Annotated in this window: 16 protein-coding genes; 8 read left to right on the forward strand and 8 right to left on the reverse strand. The window is 46.1% G+C overall.

Features of this window, described 5'->3' with window-relative positions; genetic code table 11:
* Nucleotides 1-2: 2 nt before the first annotated feature.
* The 3 genes from hutH to hutC form a co-directional block, all read right to left on the reverse strand.
* Nucleotides 3-1,544, reverse strand: a complete 1,542-nt coding sequence (gene hutH / locus H9J30_RS17565; protein WP_240132182.1) for a histidine ammonia-lyase — start codon at nt 1,542-1,544, stop codon at nt 3-5.
* Nucleotides 1,545-1,591: 47 nt separating this feature from the next.
* On the reverse strand, nt 1,592-3,262 hold the full coding sequence (hutU, locus tag H9J30_RS17570) for a urocanate hydratase (RefSeq protein ID WP_240132183.1): 1,671 nt from the start codon (nt 3,260-3,262) through the stop codon (nt 1,592-1,594).
* A gap of 127 nt (nt 3,263-3,389) precedes the next feature.
* Complete coding sequence (gene hutC, locus H9J30_RS17575) at nt 3,390-4,094, reverse strand: histidine utilization transcriptional repressor HutC (protein ID WP_240132184.1); 705 nt, start codon at nt 4,092-4,094, stop codon at nt 3,390-3,392.
* 234 nt (nt 4,095-4,328) lie between these two features.
* Here hutC and hutI point away from each other — a divergent pair, with 234 nt between their 5' ends.
* The 4 genes from hutI to H9J30_RS17595 all read left to right on the forward strand — a co-directional run bounded on the left by hutI (nt 4,329) and on the right by H9J30_RS17595 (nt 8,588).
* Nucleotides 4,329-5,555, forward strand: a complete 1,227-nt coding sequence (gene hutI, locus H9J30_RS17580; RefSeq protein ID WP_240132185.1) for an imidazolonepropionase — start codon at nt 4,329-4,331, stop codon at nt 5,553-5,555.
* A gap of 334 nt (nt 5,556-5,889) precedes the next feature.
* On the forward strand, nt 5,890-7,110 hold the full coding sequence (locus H9J30_RS17585; RefSeq protein ID WP_240132186.1) for a NupC/NupG family nucleoside CNT transporter: 1,221 nt from the start codon (nt 5,890-5,892) through the stop codon (nt 7,108-7,110).
* A 14-nt stretch (nt 7,111-7,124) separates the two neighbouring features.
* Nucleotides 7,125-7,835: a purine-nucleoside phosphorylase gene (deoD, locus tag H9J30_RS17590; protein ID WP_240132187.1), complete on the forward strand. Its 711-nt coding sequence runs from the start codon at nt 7,125-7,127 to the stop codon at nt 7,833-7,835.
* Nucleotides 7,836-7,991: 156 nt separating this feature from the next.
* A complete protein-coding gene (locus H9J30_RS17595; protein WP_240132188.1) occupies nt 7,992-8,588 on the forward strand; it encodes a Crp/Fnr family transcriptional regulator in 597 nt (198 codons plus the stop codon).
* Nucleotides 8,589-8,748: 160 nt separating this feature from the next.
* Here H9J30_RS17595 and H9J30_RS17600 read toward each other — a convergent pair whose 3' ends face one another.
* The 3 genes from H9J30_RS17600 to H9J30_RS17610 all read right to left on the reverse strand — a co-directional run bounded on the left by H9J30_RS17600 (nt 8,749) and on the right by H9J30_RS17610 (nt 10,365).
* The gene (locus H9J30_RS17600; RefSeq protein WP_240132189.1) at nt 8,749-9,291 is read right to left on the reverse strand and encodes a protein tyrosine phosphatase family protein; all 543 of its coding nucleotides are present in this window, start codon (nt 9,289-9,291) and stop codon (nt 8,749-8,751) included.
* A gap of 356 nt (nt 9,292-9,647) precedes the next feature.
* Nucleotides 9,648-9,950 carry a hypothetical protein gene (locus tag H9J30_RS17605; protein ID WP_240132190.1) on the reverse strand — a complete coding sequence of 101 codons (303 nt, stop codon included), beginning with the start codon at nt 9,948-9,950 and terminating at the stop codon, nt 9,648-9,650.
* Complete coding sequence (locus tag H9J30_RS17610) at nt 9,940-10,365, reverse strand: hypothetical protein (protein ID WP_240132191.1); 426 nt, start codon at nt 10,363-10,365, stop codon at nt 9,940-9,942. The genes H9J30_RS17605 and H9J30_RS17610 overlap by 11 nt, the downstream gene beginning before the upstream one ends.
* Before the next feature lie 375 nt (nt 10,366-10,740).
* Between H9J30_RS17610 and mtnC the strand changes: the two genes are divergently transcribed.
* The gene (mtnC, locus tag H9J30_RS17615) at nt 10,741-11,421 is read left to right on the forward strand and encodes an acireductone synthase (RefSeq protein ID WP_037427953.1); all 681 of its coding nucleotides are present in this window, start codon (nt 10,741-10,743) and stop codon (nt 11,419-11,421) included.
* 67 nt (nt 11,422-11,488) lie between these two features.
* On the opposite strand, the gene H9J30_RS17620 is transcribed toward mtnC, so the two are convergent.
* Nucleotides 11,489-11,884 carry a GFA family protein gene (locus tag H9J30_RS17620; protein ID WP_240132192.1) on the reverse strand — a complete coding sequence of 132 codons (396 nt, stop codon included), beginning with the start codon at nt 11,882-11,884 and terminating at the stop codon, nt 11,489-11,491.
* A 148-nt stretch (nt 11,885-12,032) separates the two neighbouring features.
* On the opposite strand from H9J30_RS17620, the gene H9J30_RS17625 reads away from it, so the two are divergent.
* From H9J30_RS17625 to H9J30_RS17635, 3 genes are read left to right on the forward strand one after another with little or no spacing between them, the layout of a single operon-like run.
* Nucleotides 12,033-12,461 (forward strand): acyl-CoA thioesterase, encoded by a 429-nt coding sequence (locus tag H9J30_RS17625; protein ID WP_041416664.1) that lies wholly within the window; start codon nt 12,033-12,035, stop codon nt 12,459-12,461.
* Nucleotides 12,462-12,521: 60 nt separating this feature from the next.
* A complete protein-coding gene (locus tag H9J30_RS17630) occupies nt 12,522-12,788 on the forward strand; it encodes a GNAT family N-acetyltransferase (RefSeq protein ID WP_240132193.1) in 267 nt (88 codons plus the stop codon).
* Nucleotides 12,789-12,834: 46 nt separating this feature from the next.
* Complete coding sequence (locus tag H9J30_RS17635) at nt 12,835-13,527, forward strand: hypothetical protein (protein ID WP_240132194.1); 693 nt, start codon at nt 12,835-12,837, stop codon at nt 13,525-13,527.
* A 102-nt stretch (nt 13,528-13,629) separates the two neighbouring features.
* On the opposite strand, the gene H9J30_RS17640 is transcribed toward H9J30_RS17635, so the two are convergent.
* Nucleotides 13,630-14,046, reverse strand: coding sequence for an acyl-CoA thioesterase (locus tag H9J30_RS17640; protein WP_240132195.1), 417 nt, complete (start codon nt 14,044-14,046; stop codon nt 13,630-13,632).
* Between the last annotated feature and the right edge of the window lie 24 nt (nt 14,047-14,070).

Consider the following 14,070-nt stretch of genomic DNA (forward strand, 5'->3'; position numbering starts at 1 on the left):
CATTACAGACTCGGCAATACGCCTTGGGGCAAATACGCATTAAAGCTGGCGGTGTACAGCAGATCGGTTGCCGCTTCGATATCCGGCGCGAAATATCTGTCTTTATCGTAGTAGGCAACCACTTCGCGTAGCTCGGCTTTGGCTTTGGCAACCGCCGCACTTGGCATTAATGGCGCGCGGAAATCCAACCCTTGGGCGGCAGCTAACAATTCAATCGCTAACACGCCGCGGGTGTTTTCACTCATATCCCGCAAACGGCGCGCCGCAAAGGTCGCCATAGACACATGGTCTTCTTGGTTGGCCGAGGTTGGCAAGCTGTCGACCGAGGCTGGATGGGCGTAGGTTTTGTTTTCAGAGGCTAATGCCGCCGCGGTTACTTGGGCGATCATAAAGCCCGAGTTCACCCCGCCGTTTTTCACTAGGAAAGGTGGCAATTTAGACAGGCTAGAGTCGATGAGCAGCGCAATACGACGCTCTGCAATCGCGCCTAATTCGGCAATCGCAATCGCCAAATTATCCGCAGCCATAGCGACTGGTTCGGCGTGGAAGTTACCGCCAGAGATAATATCGCCAGTATCTTGGAATACCAGCGGGTTATCGGTCACGCCATTGGCCTCAGTGCCTAACACTTCCGCCGCTTGGCGAATTTGCGTTAAGCAAGCGCCTAGCACCTGTGGTTGGCAGCGTAGTGAGTAAGGGTCTTGTACCTTTTCACAGTTTGCATGGCTTAAGCTGATTTCAGACTCTTCACCCAACAGATGACGGAACACCATAGCTGAATCGATTTGACCTTTTTGACCACGGGCCGCATGGATGCGTGGGTCAAACGGGCTACGGCTACCCATGGCCGCCTCAACGCTCATCGCGCCAATCACTGAGCTGGCAGCAAACAAGTCTTCAGCGTGGAACAAGCCTTCCAGCGCCAGCGCGGTAGAAGCCTGAGTACCGTTGAGCAGGGCTAAGCCTTCCTTCGCGGCTAAATCGATTGGCTTGAGGCCGGCGATTTCTAAACCTTCGGCGGCCGAAATTAACTCGCCTCGATAGCTCATCTCGCCTTCACCCAACAGCGGCAAACACATATGAGCTAACGGCGCTAAGTCACCAGAGGCACCCACAGAACCTTTTTCAGGCACGCAAGGGTATACCTCAGCATTCACTAAACTGATTAAAAAGTTAATCACTTCTAAACGAATGCCAGAAAAACCACGGCTTAAGGAGTTGATTTTTAACACCATCATCAAGCGCACAGTGGCGTCTTGCATATATTGGCCCGTGCCCGCCGCGTGGGATAACACGATAGAACGTTGCAGCAATTGCAGATCTTCCGGGGCAATCTTAGTGTTGGCTAGTAGACCAAAACCTGTGTTGATGCCGTAAACAGTGCGACCTTCATCCAGCACCTTTTGCACGATTTGCGCGCTGGTATTGATGTCGTTTATCGCCTCTGGTGCCAGTTCTAGCGTCAGTTTATGGCGGCTGATTTGACGCAGTTGCGCCAGACTTAAACTGCCAGGCGTTAATACTAAATGATTGACTGATTTCATTTTTACATCCGTATTCTTGTCGTTGTTTTTCACGGTTTGTTGAATAGTTAGTCTTTAAGCATGGGCAGATCTAAGCCCTGCTCCTTGGCGCAGTTTTTCGCGATCTCGTAACCTGCATCGGCATGGCGCATCACGCCTGTCGCGGGGTCGTTCCACAGCACGCGGCCAACACGTTTAGCGGCGGCCTCGGTGCCGTCACACACGATCACCACGCCCGAGTGTTGGCTAAAGCCCATGCCTACACCACCGCCGTGGTGCAAGGATACCCAAGTGGCACCGCTGGCAGTGTTGAGCAGCGCGTTCAGTAACGGCCAATCGGATACTGCATCTGAACCGTCCAGCATAGATTCGGTTTCACGGTTAGGGCTGGCGACTGAGCCTGAGTCTAAGTGGTCACGACCAATGACGATGGGCGCCGACAGCTCGCCGTTTTTCACCATCTCGTTAAAGGCTTGAGCTAGACGCGCACGGTCCTTTAAACCCACCCAGCAGATACGCGCAGGCAGACCTTGGAAGGCGATTCGTTCGCGCGCCATATCTAACCAGTTGTGTAGGTGTGGATTGTCGGGGATAAGCTCTTTGACTTTGGCATCGGTCTTATAGATATCTTCAGGGTCGCCAGATAACGCCACCCAACGGAACGGGCCGATACCTTCGCAGAACAGTGGGCGAATATAAGCAGGCACAAAACCAGGGAAATCAAAGGCGTTTTTAACGCCGGTTTCGAAGGCCATTTGGCGAATGTTGTTACCATAGTCTAAGGTCGCTGCGCCTGCCGCTTGCAGATCCAGCATGGCTTGCACCTGTACCGCCATCGAGGCTTTAGCCGCTTTAACGACGGCTGCTTCGTCTGTTTTACGCATGTCAGCCGCTTGCGCCATGGTCCAGCTCTGTGGCAAATAGCCGTTCAGCGGATCGTGGGCAGAGGTTTGGTCAGTCACCACATCAGGAGTAATGCCACGCTTCACTAATTCGGCAAACACATCGGCAGCGTTAGCTAATAAACCCACAGAGACTGGCTTGCCCGCTTGGTTCGCCGCTTCAATCATTGCTAGAGCTTCATCAAGCGAAGTGGCTTTTTTATCAACATAACGAGTACGCAGACGGAAATCGATGCGAGTCTCGTCGACTTCACAAGCTAATACCGAGAAGCCAGCCATAGTACCCGCCAGCGTTTGCGCGCCGCCCATACCACCTAAGCCGCCAGTGAGGATCCATTTACCTTTTGAGATGCCGCCAAAGTGTTGTTTTGCCACAGCCACAAAGGTTTCGTAGGTACCTTGAACAATGCCCTGAGTCCCAATATAAATCCAAGAACCCGCGGTCATCTGGCCATACATGGCCAAACCTTGCTTATCTAACTCGTTGAAGTGTTCCCAGTTTGCCCAATGTGGCACTAGGTTTGAGTTAGCAATCAGCACGCGCGGTGCATCCGCGTGGGTGCGGAATACACCTACGGGTTTGCCCGATTGCACCAATAAGGTTTCATCGTCTTCGAGACGTTTTAGCACTTCGATAATCTTGTCGTAGCAGTCCCAGTCGCGGGCCGCGCGGCCGATACCACCATAGACGACTAAGTCTTCTGGGCGCTCGGCGACATCGGGATGTAAGTTGTTCATTAACATGCGCATTGGCGCTTCGGTTAACCAGCTTTTACAGCTTAATTGGCTACCATGGGGCGCAATAATACGGCGGCTTGGGTCGTGTCGCTTGTCCATTGAGATGTCCTCTTTCAACCTGTTGAACTCACTCGCCATTTGGCTAAGTGCTATTGTTTTTATTGTGTTTTTGTTGCTAAAAATCGGATGAATACCATAAGCATTCACCTCTTCTTGCGTGACGCTATTAATTGAATGTCAGGTGACCGCCGAGCTTAAAGCGGCTACCCGGGTGTACTAATTTGGCAAAACTCACCACCCCTTGGCGCGACCAAGTGCGGCGTGAAATCTGTAAACAGGGTTCGGTCGCCGGGATAGCTAACCTCTGCTGCAATTCGCTACTGGCAATAATGGCTTCGATGGTGTGGTGCGCCTCGGTCAATGGAGCCACCTGCGATAAGTATTCGTGGGGTGTTTGCTCGCTAAAGTCCTGCACTAAGTAATCGGGCGCAAAGGCGGGATTTACATAACGCTCCTCGACTTGCAGCGGCACGCCCTGCTCGCAATGCACTAACACCGAATGAAACACCGGACTGCCGAGCTCCAGCGCCAGTGCAATGGCGATAGGCGCGGTAGCGTTCACTTGCTCAAGTGCTAATTGCTGTACACTGTAACCATGACCACGGTCTTTAATTTCATCGGCAATGTTGCGGATCGCCAACATGGAGGATTGCGACTTTCGCCCCGCCACAAAGGTGCCCAGCCCCTGTGAACGTTCAAGCACGCCGTTGTCTGTCAGCTCTGTCAAGGCGCGACGCGCCGTCATCCTGCTACAGACAAACAACTCTGCCAGCTGATTTTCCGAGGGCACGCGGGCATTTTCTTCCCACTCACCGGACTCGATACAGCCAATGATGTATTGCTTTATTTCTGCAAACTTAGGCGTAGCCAAAATACTTCCTCGGTATAAAAATCTAGAATCTAGAATCTAGGTGCTAGGTGCTAGGTGCTAGGTGCTAGGTGCTAGGTGCAAGGTGCAAGGTGCAAGGTGCTGGCACACTTTTAAACGTTCAAAATTACGGCTACAATCCTAGCTTGTATATACAAGTAAATACAAGCTAGCTCACATAACTTTCGACAATAAAGAGTTTGCGGGGCCAATATGCCAACGCAGCGAGGGATAACAATGTCTTGGGATCAGGTTTGGATAGACGTAAACATAGCAACAATGGACCCTTCCATATCAGCACCTTACGGCGCAATTACCCATGCGGCTATCGCAGTAAAAGACGGTAAAATAGCTTGGTTAGGCCCCCGCAGCGAATTGCCCGCCTTCGATGTATTGTCCATTCCAGTTTACAGGGGCAAGGGCGGTTGGATCACCCCCGGGCTGATTGATGCCCACACCCATTTAGTGTTTGCCGGCAATCGCGCCAACGAATTCGAGCTGCGTCTAAAGGGTGCCACCTACGAGGAAATCGCCCGCGCCGGCGGTGGGATTATTTCCACGGTTAACGCCTGCCGTGAGGCCGACGAAGCCGAGTTATTCGACCTCGGCCGCCAACGTTTAAATGCCTTGGCGAAGGAAGGCGTTACCACGGTTGAGATTAAATCTGGCTATGGCTTAGATACCGAAACCGAACTCAAAATCCTACGTGTTGCCCGCGAACTGGGTAAACATCACCATGTGGATGTCAAAACCACCTTCCTCGGCGCTCACGCAGTGCCGCCCGAATTTAAAGACAATAGCGACGGCTATGTCGACTTAATAATCAATAAAATGCTGCCTGCGGTGATTGCCGAAAATCTTGCCGATGCGGTGGATGTGTTCTGTGAGAATATCGCCTTTAACCTAGAGCAAACCGAGCGCGTACTGAGCGCCGCCAAAGCGGCAGGCCTACAAGTCAAACTGCACGCCGAGCAATTATCCAATATGGGCGGCTCGGCATTAGCTGCACGCTTAGGGGCAAAGTCGGTTGATCATATTGAGTATCTGGATGAGGCTGGCGTTAAAACCTTAAGTGAAAGTGGCACCTGCGCCGTGCTGCTACCGGGAGCGTTTTACTTTTTGCGTGAAACTCAAAAACCGCCTATCGATTTATTGCGTCAATACGGTGTGCCTATGGTGCTCGCCAGCGACTTTAATCCCGGCTCATCGCCCATCTGCTCGACCCTGCTGATGCTGAACATGGGTTGTACCCTATTCCGCTTAACTCCAGAGGAAGCCTTAGCTGGCCTAACACTCAATGCAGCCAAAGCACTAGGGATTGAAGATAAGGTCGGCAGTTTAGTGGTCGGCAAACAGGCGGATTTCTGTCTGTGGGATATCGCAACACCTGCGCAACTCGCCTATAGCTACGGGGTGAATCCCTGCAAGGATGTGGTGAAAAACGGCAAGCTAATCCATCAATAGTTTCAAATACTTGGTCTATTTAACTGCAAGTCAGCCATCCTCAGTTAAATAGACCTTCTGACAATAGCGATAAAAGCTCCTGCACTAGACACTGCGCCTCAATGCAAAGATGCCAACGGCATAATCTTGATTTAGATGTATTAGGTTACACTACCAACCCCGACCCACACCTAACACATTGAAATAAAAATAAAATTTAAAATCTCATGTGATTTTCTGCAAATAACAACATTTTTATCCTCAAATAGGAAAAATGTCCGTTTTTTTAACGAAAAAATCTTGAATGATTCATCTCTATAAAATGATCTATTACCAGATGATGATGGATGAACCTATGTCAACAATCATGAGTTGTATCGGTATTGCTGTTCTAGTCTTAATTGGTTATCTGTTCTCCGAAAATAAACGCCAAATAAAATTTAAAACCATTGCAGGAGCATTAGCACTTCAAATTTTACTGGGTGCATTTGTTATGTTTGTACCTGCAGGCGTCACCATCATTGAAGCCATGAGCAGTGGCGTCAACAGTGTGATTGCCTTTTCAAATTCTGGTTTAACCTTTGTTTTTGGCGATCTAGCTAACTATAAATTAGGCTTTGTTTTCGTTATCAACGTACTTTGTGTAGTGATATTTATCTCCGCCTTAATCTCGGTACTCTACTACCTAAAAGTCATGCAATTTATCATTAATATCATTGGTGGCGGACTATCTAAGGTATTAGGAACCAGTAAAGCTGAATCCCTTTCTGCCACAGCAAATATCTTTGTCGGTCCGATTGAAGCCCCATCGATGGTTCGACCCTTAGTCAAAAACATGACCCGCTCCGAGTTATTTGCCGTTATGACAGGTGGATTAGCCAGTGTTGCGGGGGGCACAATGGTGGGATATATCAACCTAGGTATTGATCCTAAATATATTCTAACAGCTTGTTTTATGACCGCTCCAGCAGGCCTGTTATTTGCAAAATTACTCTGCCCACAAACGGAGCACAATTTAGTTAATAATGACAATAAAATCGAAGACGCTGATCAGCCAAAAGGATTATTAGCAGCCATAACCGATGGTTCTTTAATGGGCATGAACCAAGTCATTACTGTAACGGCGTTATTAGTTTCATTTGTAGCCATTATTGCATTATTAAATGGCATCATTGGTAGTATCGGCAATTTATTTAGTATCGATAAACTTACATTGGAAATGATTATTGGCTATTTGCTATCTCCATTAGCATTCCTCATGGGAGTCCCTTGGTCTGAGGCAATACCAGCAGCTTCAATTATTGGCCAAAAAATTGCCATTAATGAATTTGTTGCTTATATCAGCTTCTTAGAGGTATCGAATACTCTTTCAGATAAAACACAGGCCATTGTTGTCTTTAGCCTATGTGGATTTGCCAATATTGGCTCACTTGCTATGGTCGTTGGTGGTATCGCTGCCATGTGTCCAGATAAACGAGAACTCATCACTCAAATTGGCCCAAGGGTACTTTTAGCCGCAATCTTGGCCAATTTAATGTCCGGTACTATTGCTGGCGCCCTAGTGTCATTAATGTAATTTAGAGGTGAAACATGTCGACTCCACATATCAATGCCAATCCTGGTGACTTTGCAAAAACAATTATTATGTCTGGTGACCCACTCAGAGCAAAACTCATTGCAGAAACTTATTTAGAGGATGTAAAGGAAGTCACTAATGTCCGTGGAATATTAGGTTTTACTGGGAAATATAAATCTAAAGATATTTCGATTATGGGTCATGGCATGGGCGCACCTTCAGCCTCGATTTATTTTCATGAACTGATGACAACCTACGGCGTTAAAAACTTTATTCGTGTTGGTAGTTGTGGTGCCATATCAGATAATATTCAGCTGAAAGATTTAATTGTTGCCATGGGAGCCTCAACAGACTCAAAAATAAATCGCATTCGCTTTTTAGACCACGATCTGGCAGCCATTGCAAACTTTGACATGTTACAGGCCTGTATTGAAGTGTTAAAAACGACGACCATTAACTATAAAGTCGGCAACGTGTTTTCATCTGATCTATTTTATCGACCAAATGAAAATGACTATACCCTGATGGCAAAATATGGCGTACTAGGTGTCGAAATGGAAGTAAACGCTCTTTATGCGCTTGCTGCAGAACACCAATGCCGCGCACTCGCTCTTTGTACCGTTACAGACCATATTACCCAGCATGAACATTTAACGGCTGACGAACGCAGAACCGATCTCCATGAAATGGTTAAAGTCGCATTAGAAACGGCCATTAAATTTTAATCCATTTAATGTGGTTAAAGCGTATCGAATAAATCTTAACTTAATGCGTTTTAACCACTCTCACCAAATTCATACTCCAGGGTAGTGATTGCTATTCAATACTGCGATAGTATACTTGTATACAAATAACATGTTTTGAATATGTAACAAATACTTATGGATGATATCGCTACTATTGTTAAAGCTATTGGTATTGCAGAGATTAAATACCATAAGAACTCCTACTTGCTGAGACAATCTAAGCATGTTTCTGAACTCATATTCTGTGAAAATGCCAACCTAACCGTTTCTTATATAAACTCGAGTGGTAATGAATTCATTCTTAAAGTTGAAGATAATTACTGCGGATTTTTAGGTGAAATGGAGTTTTTCCAAGAAAATAACCGTGCTTTATTTAGCATAAAAGCAAATAAATCCGGCGTGATGTATCGAATATCTAAAGCTAATTTTATAAAAATTGTAGAAAAAGATTCAAATATGTTCATGTATATTATGTCATTAATTACAAAAAGATATAATCGAAATATGCACGAACTTATCAGCAATCTGACACAATCGACAAAAGTGAGCATTATCAACCAAATATTAGAAGCTAAAAACTTAGCAAACGAAGAACAATTTAAGCTTTCGTCAACCCTAGGTGCAAAAAGACTCGGAATAACAACACGCTCATACCGTAGAATAATTAATGAACTCATCCAAGAAGGGCGAATAATTAAAATAAAGCCATTTTATAAAATAATTAACTTGTAGCGTTTATTTTTACTCTACAAAAAATTATTTTGTAAAAAAACAATTCATCTAAACACTTGGCATATAAGTGGCAATAATGGCGATTTAACACAAAATACCATCCGCGCATCAAGCGTATAACTAAGTAATCGCGCGGACGGGTTAATTCTCACTTTACACATTAAAAGCCGTATTTTTGGCTAACATCCGCTAACAATGCCTGCCACTTGGGATAGCTTGATAACTCCCCATTCCATGGCGCCATGGTCTTTTCTATCTCAGGCTTTTGCCCTTGCTTTAACTGATATAAATAAGCAAACGCTGAGGCGCGATAATTAGCAAGACAATGAACTAACACCTTTTTCCCCTTATGCTGATCCATTGCTGTAAAGAAGGCTTCAACATCTTCTACTTTAGGGTTTTGCCAATCCACAGGAATATACACGTACTCCATTCCAGCCTGAGTCACGAGTTTTCTTTCATTTGGATGGGCATCTTTACTGCTATCGGGCATAAGATTGATCACCACATCCACACCAGCCTGTTTAAGCTGCGCAAACTGTTGCTCACTCGGCAAGCCCGAGCTTAATAACTGCGGCGCTTGCTGCTGTAATGCCCTCACTTCCTTTATCTTTTCAAACGATTCAGATTCAATAGTGGCATTCGCCAGCGGAGCCCCTAAAAGCAGGGCAAAAACAAGGCTCGAAAGTGCGGGTTTTCTCATCAACAACTCCTTGGTTAACATAAAATCAGAGGCTTGCTTAATGCTCTGATAATCCCTTATTAGCTAAGTTCAGCAAATATCGAAACCGATGCAAAAACCTTTGAGCAAGTACTCATTTTTTGGCGGCTGGAGAGTCTCCACTACGTCGTCCACTCAATACTGCTAAGCGGGAATCCAACATTTGGCAACTAAATAGAGCGTTGAATACAAGGCGGGAGCTAATGCTAATAGGGACTGATTTTAAACCGAGAGAGCAAGTCTCAACCGAATTATGGTAAAGCGCGGCATAAAAATTTCTTTGTTTAATAGTTAACCAGAACATAGTCTGCCATTAAAAATGGGAGTTCATTCTTTCCTTATAAATAAGCAAGTCCAACTCCGTTTAATTCGCTAATCGGCGCTGATATTGACGGCTTAGCCACAAAGCCTATTACACCTGGCAGAATCCACGACAGTAAGCGCAAATTACCATGATCGATAAACAAGCGGCTGCCGCCAAAGGCGAAAAAGGCAGTGTAACAGGCGATGCCAGAACCAATCATGGCGCCTAAATGCTCAATCCACCATTCTAATTTGGTTAGCGTTGCCTTAACGCTATAACGCAAGAATCCCGCAGCACCAGCACACCATGCCTTACGGTCACTAGGGTTAATAAGCATGGGAAAGCCTACGACCTCGGCGTTGCAGCAAGCCAAAAATAATCAGCACCCCAAAGGCGGCACTAAAGAGAGTTAAAGCTCTGGCCACTCCATAAAAATCCGTGAGATTAAAGGAAACCCCATCGGACCAAAGCACCAGTAAGCCCAGCGGCATTTGCATCGCGACTGCCGTAAACCAGTCGAATGGCAACTGCGGAAAAAGCCGTTGATACGCAAAAAGTATCAGCCCAGAGAGCAGAATTAACAGCCCAGCATCATGGGCGGCCAACCCAAGGTAAACCGGGCTATCATTGCCAAGATTGGCAACACTCCCGAGCAAGGCATGCATATAACCCGCACTGGCAACCAGTGCAAAACTCAGAAAACTCAATACCGCCAAGAGAATACCTAAACCGAATGCAGGTAAATATTTCATAAACCGTCTCATCAATGCTGGGGGCGCTCGACCTCATCCATAAAACCATAAAGTGGAATAAATTCAGTCGAAAGATAGTAAAGCTACAATAACAGCCAAAATTTCCCTTAGCTATTAAGACCATAGTCTTATGGCAAGTACAGATTACTGGAGCATAAAGCCCATAAACACTGTAACAACAATCCTTATTTCAACGATATGAGCTAGATAAGTATATAAAATTACTCATTTAATTAGTTTTCAGTCGATTGGTGGAGTGATGTGGAGCACAATCTCCCTCGGTCTAAGGGTGAAATCCACTAGCCAATTTAGCCAATAACGCTTAGGATCAGGGTTGCATTTTTTAGCCAACATATTGTGGAGTATCAAAACATTATGGGTATCAGAGCCATAGTCGTAGACACCGCGGGCACCACGACAGACCTAACCTTTATCCAAGATGTACTATTCCCCTATTCTGTCAAAGCCTTGCCAGACTTTTTAGCGCAGAACCAACACAATGTTTTGGTGGAAAACTGCATCTGTGATACTCGAGATATCGCCCTAGAGCCAGATGCTGACTTAGCGCGCGTGACTGAAATTTTGCAGCAGTGGGTACGTGAAGACCGTAAAGCCACGCCACTCAAGACCCTGCAAGGGTTAATCTGGAAGCAAGGTTATGCCCATGACGAGTTTAAGGGCCATATTTTCCCGGACTTTATCGAAGCAGTGAAACGTTTTAGCGCACAAAACCTGCGTATTTACAGTTTTTCATCTGGCTCAGTCGATGCCCAAAAACTGTTATTCAGCCACAGTGATGGCGGCGATTTAACCGAGATGTTTAACGGCCATTTTGATACCCGTACGGGTAACAAATTGGATAAACAAGCTTACTGCAATATTCTTAACACCATCAGCTTAAGCCCTAAACAAGTACTGTTTGTGTCTGATGTGATTGAAGAATTAAAAGCTGCTGACGCCGCCGGTATGATGACCTGCCAAATGGTGCGCGACAGCAAGCAGCGCACAGGCGATTTTCGCACCATTAGCAGTTTCGATGAGCTTGTGATCGAGTAACACACTCACTAAACTCCCTAAACAAAAGCGACCTTGTGGTCGCTTTTGTTTATCTGCTGAATCAAACCTACCTGTCCGCTGGGTGATTCACCCCATCACAAACGGGAACATCTCCTAATTCATAGGGATTTACCCCTTCGAGGCAACCAAGGTTATAGCCATACTCATTGGGATTTGAGCGCCTTTGATGGTGGGTATAAATACCGCAAATTGAGCAGAAGTAGTGTTTGGCGGTTTTGGTATTAAACTCGTAGCACTTCAATGCAGTCTCGCCTTTGATAATCTTCAATCCCGCCAGCGGCACTGAACCGACGATAGCGCCCTTACGGCGGCAGATAGAGCAATCGCATCGGCGTGGATTTTCAATGCCATTAGGCAATGACAACTCCAACACCACAGCGCCACAATGGCAAGACGCGAGATGTGTTGCCTTAATAACCGTATCCCCAACCTGTTTTATCACTGCCAACTCCTTGCTTCACTTAATGTTGTACTATTGCCTAAGGCTTGTCGCAGCTATCTTATACTGCTAGTCTGGCTTCCTTAAACGAGCGTTTTAACTAGAGCTTTTGACTATGAGTAATGCAATGGAAAGTCCAACACTAAGCCCAATGGAAAAGTTTCTCGCACAGCACCCTATAGTGACCGAAATCCCCGTCGCTTGGGGCGAAATGGATGCTTTGCAGCATGTTAATAATGTCGTCTATTTCCGCTATTTTGAAACCGCACGTATCGACTTTTTCAATCGCCTCTTCCCGCTCGATGCCCTGTATAAATCCGGTGTTGGCCCAGTGATTAGCGAAAATCAAGCCCGCTATAAACGTCCAGTAACCTTCCCCGATACCCTATTGGTCAGCGTGAGTATCAGCGATATTCAAAGCGACAGATTTACCATGCATTATCAGGCATTTAGTAAACAGCAGCAGGCAATTACAACCCTAGGCACCTCGGTTGCCGTGATGTTTAACTTTAAAACAGGTCAAAAAGCCGAGCTTCCCACAGAATTACTCGCCATTCTTAAACAACACGAACAAGCTTAAGCTAACCGAATCACAGGCTTAATTGCCAGCACACGTTAAGCCAAATTCGTAGGAGTATGTATGTCAGAAAAAGAGCAAATAGAAACCATCGTTGAACATCAACAGGATAAACAACGCTTTGTGATCCCCGTTAATGGGCATGAGGCGGTACTGGAATATCGACTCGATGGCAAAAATATCGATTTTAACCGTACCTTTGTACCCAACGAACTGCGTGGCAAAGGTCTTGCCGAACGTTTAGTTCGCCATGGCCTCAAATGGGCAAAAGCCCAAGATTACGAGATACAAGCCAGCTGCTGGTATGTGCAAAAGTTTTTGAAAAACTAATTTCACAACATACTCAATGATATCGCCGCAAAGGAATGCCCACCACATGAAGCTATCTCGATTTGGCCATGGTTTACTGCTTGTTGGCCTAACGCTCTTGTCCGGCTGCCAACAACGCCAAGCCATTTTGATCGTTCAAGGTGTTGAGCTCATTAAAATAAAGGCTATTGAAACCGCCTTAATGCAATCCGGCTGGCAGGTGAACCAAAGCCCTATTGCTATTCCGGCTGAATTCCCTGATGCGGTGCTTGCCACCAATCCCGCTTATCGAGATACCCAAGCTATCTCTGATATTAAAAATATCCTCAAAGGCCAAGGTTTTACCGAACCGACAGAGTATAAATTTGCCGAAGGTAAGCACTTTTTCAGTACAAATAATGTCGGTATTTACTTACGCAATAGCGAGCAGACGTCATCAGCCTTACAACCATCTTTTATCAGAACAGATCGCTGCGCAGCGGGCGATGCAACCCTTAATCTCACGCCCCAAGGCAAAGCGGTACTCGAATATGAAAAGCCTACAAATGATAACTTTAAGCTTGAACAACACACTGGAACTTGGACCTTTGACGGCATAAAACTCCAGGTTCAATTCAATCATGCTCAGCAAACGTTTCTGCTCACTCACGAACAAAGAGACACATGGCGCGGCCCTAGTCCTGCAGATATCTACACCCCGAGCCTAGACGCTGATGTTAACGTGCTTAACTGCACCTTTGTGATTATCTATCTTGAGTAGGGGATAAACCGATGCGAGCCTAACCCTGTGCCTGCACTAATAAAAATGCATGAACTGCATAGCAGATTAATAGGATTTATACCCCGAGTAATAATATGGCGCTTAATTTGACTCACTTGGGCCACTCAGATTAGCGAGCATTTCACGAATATCTTCGGGGATGGGACGGCTTTTTTCACTGTGATAGTCGTAATGCACCAAAGTGGTTTTCACTTCGGCGGTTTTATTGCCCGCTTGCCAACAGGTTTGGGTCAGTTCGAAACTGCTATTACCGATACGGCTAACATAGGTTTTAACGGTGACATTCTTGCCGTAGTAAGTCGGTGCGATAAAGGCCACAGTAAAACCTGCCACGATTAAGTTCCACTGATGCAAATCCAATTCTGGATTAAAAATCTCGAAGATTGGTGTACGCGCCGCCTCGCACCACACGGGGATCACTGTGTTGTTAATATGGCCAAGGCCATCGGTTTCGGTAAATCTTGGCTGGATGTCCAGGCTGTATTCGGTGACTAACATGCAAACTTCCCTTTTGTTGTTCTT

This window comes from Shewanella cutis (assembly GCF_022410515.1).
Taxonomy (GTDB): Bacteria; Pseudomonadota; Gammaproteobacteria; order Enterobacterales; family Shewanellaceae; genus Shewanella; species Shewanella cutis.

Coding starts and splice junctions, on each gene's coding strand:
- hutH (WP_240132182.1), bottom strand. CDS start 1,544: ATGAAATCAGTCAATCATTTAGTATTAACGCCTGGCAGTTTAAGTCTG.
- hutU (WP_240132183.1), bottom strand. CDS start 3,262: ATGGACAAGCGACACGACCCAAGCCGCCGTATTATTGCGCCCCATGGT.
- hutI (WP_240132185.1), top strand. CDS start 4,329: ATGTCTTGGGATCAGGTTTGGATAGACGTAAACATAGCAACAATGGAC.
- H9J30_RS17585 (WP_240132186.1), top strand. CDS start 5,890: ATGTCAACAATCATGAGTTGTATCGGTATTGCTGTTCTAGTCTTAATT.
- deoD (WP_240132187.1), top strand. CDS start 7,125: ATGTCGACTCCACATATCAATGCCAATCCTGGTGACTTTGCAAAAACA.
- H9J30_RS17595 (WP_240132188.1), top strand. CDS start 7,992: ATGGATGATATCGCTACTATTGTTAAAGCTATTGGTATTGCAGAGATT.
- H9J30_RS17600 (WP_240132189.1), bottom strand. CDS start 9,291: ATGAGAAAACCCGCACTTTCGAGCCTTGTTTTTGCCCTGCTTTTAGGG.
- H9J30_RS17605 (WP_240132190.1), bottom strand. CDS start 9,950: ATGCTTATTAACCCTAGTGACCGTAAGGCATGGTGTGCTGGTGCTGCG.
- H9J30_RS17610 (WP_240132191.1), bottom strand. CDS start 10,365: ATGAAATATTTACCTGCATTCGGTTTAGGTATTCTCTTGGCGGTATTG.
- mtnC (WP_037427953.1), top strand. CDS start 10,741: ATGGGTATCAGAGCCATAGTCGTAGACACCGCGGGCACCACGACAGAC.
- H9J30_RS17625 (WP_041416664.1), top strand. CDS start 12,033: ATGGAAAAGTTTCTCGCACAGCACCCTATAGTGACCGAAATCCCCGTC.
- H9J30_RS17630 (WP_240132193.1), top strand. CDS start 12,522: ATGTCAGAAAAAGAGCAAATAGAAACCATCGTTGAACATCAACAGGAT.
- H9J30_RS17635 (WP_240132194.1), top strand. CDS start 12,835: ATGAAGCTATCTCGATTTGGCCATGGTTTACTGCTTGTTGGCCTAACG.
- H9J30_RS17640 (WP_240132195.1), bottom strand. CDS start 14,046: ATGTTAGTCACCGAATACAGCCTGGACATCCAGCCAAGATTTACCGAA.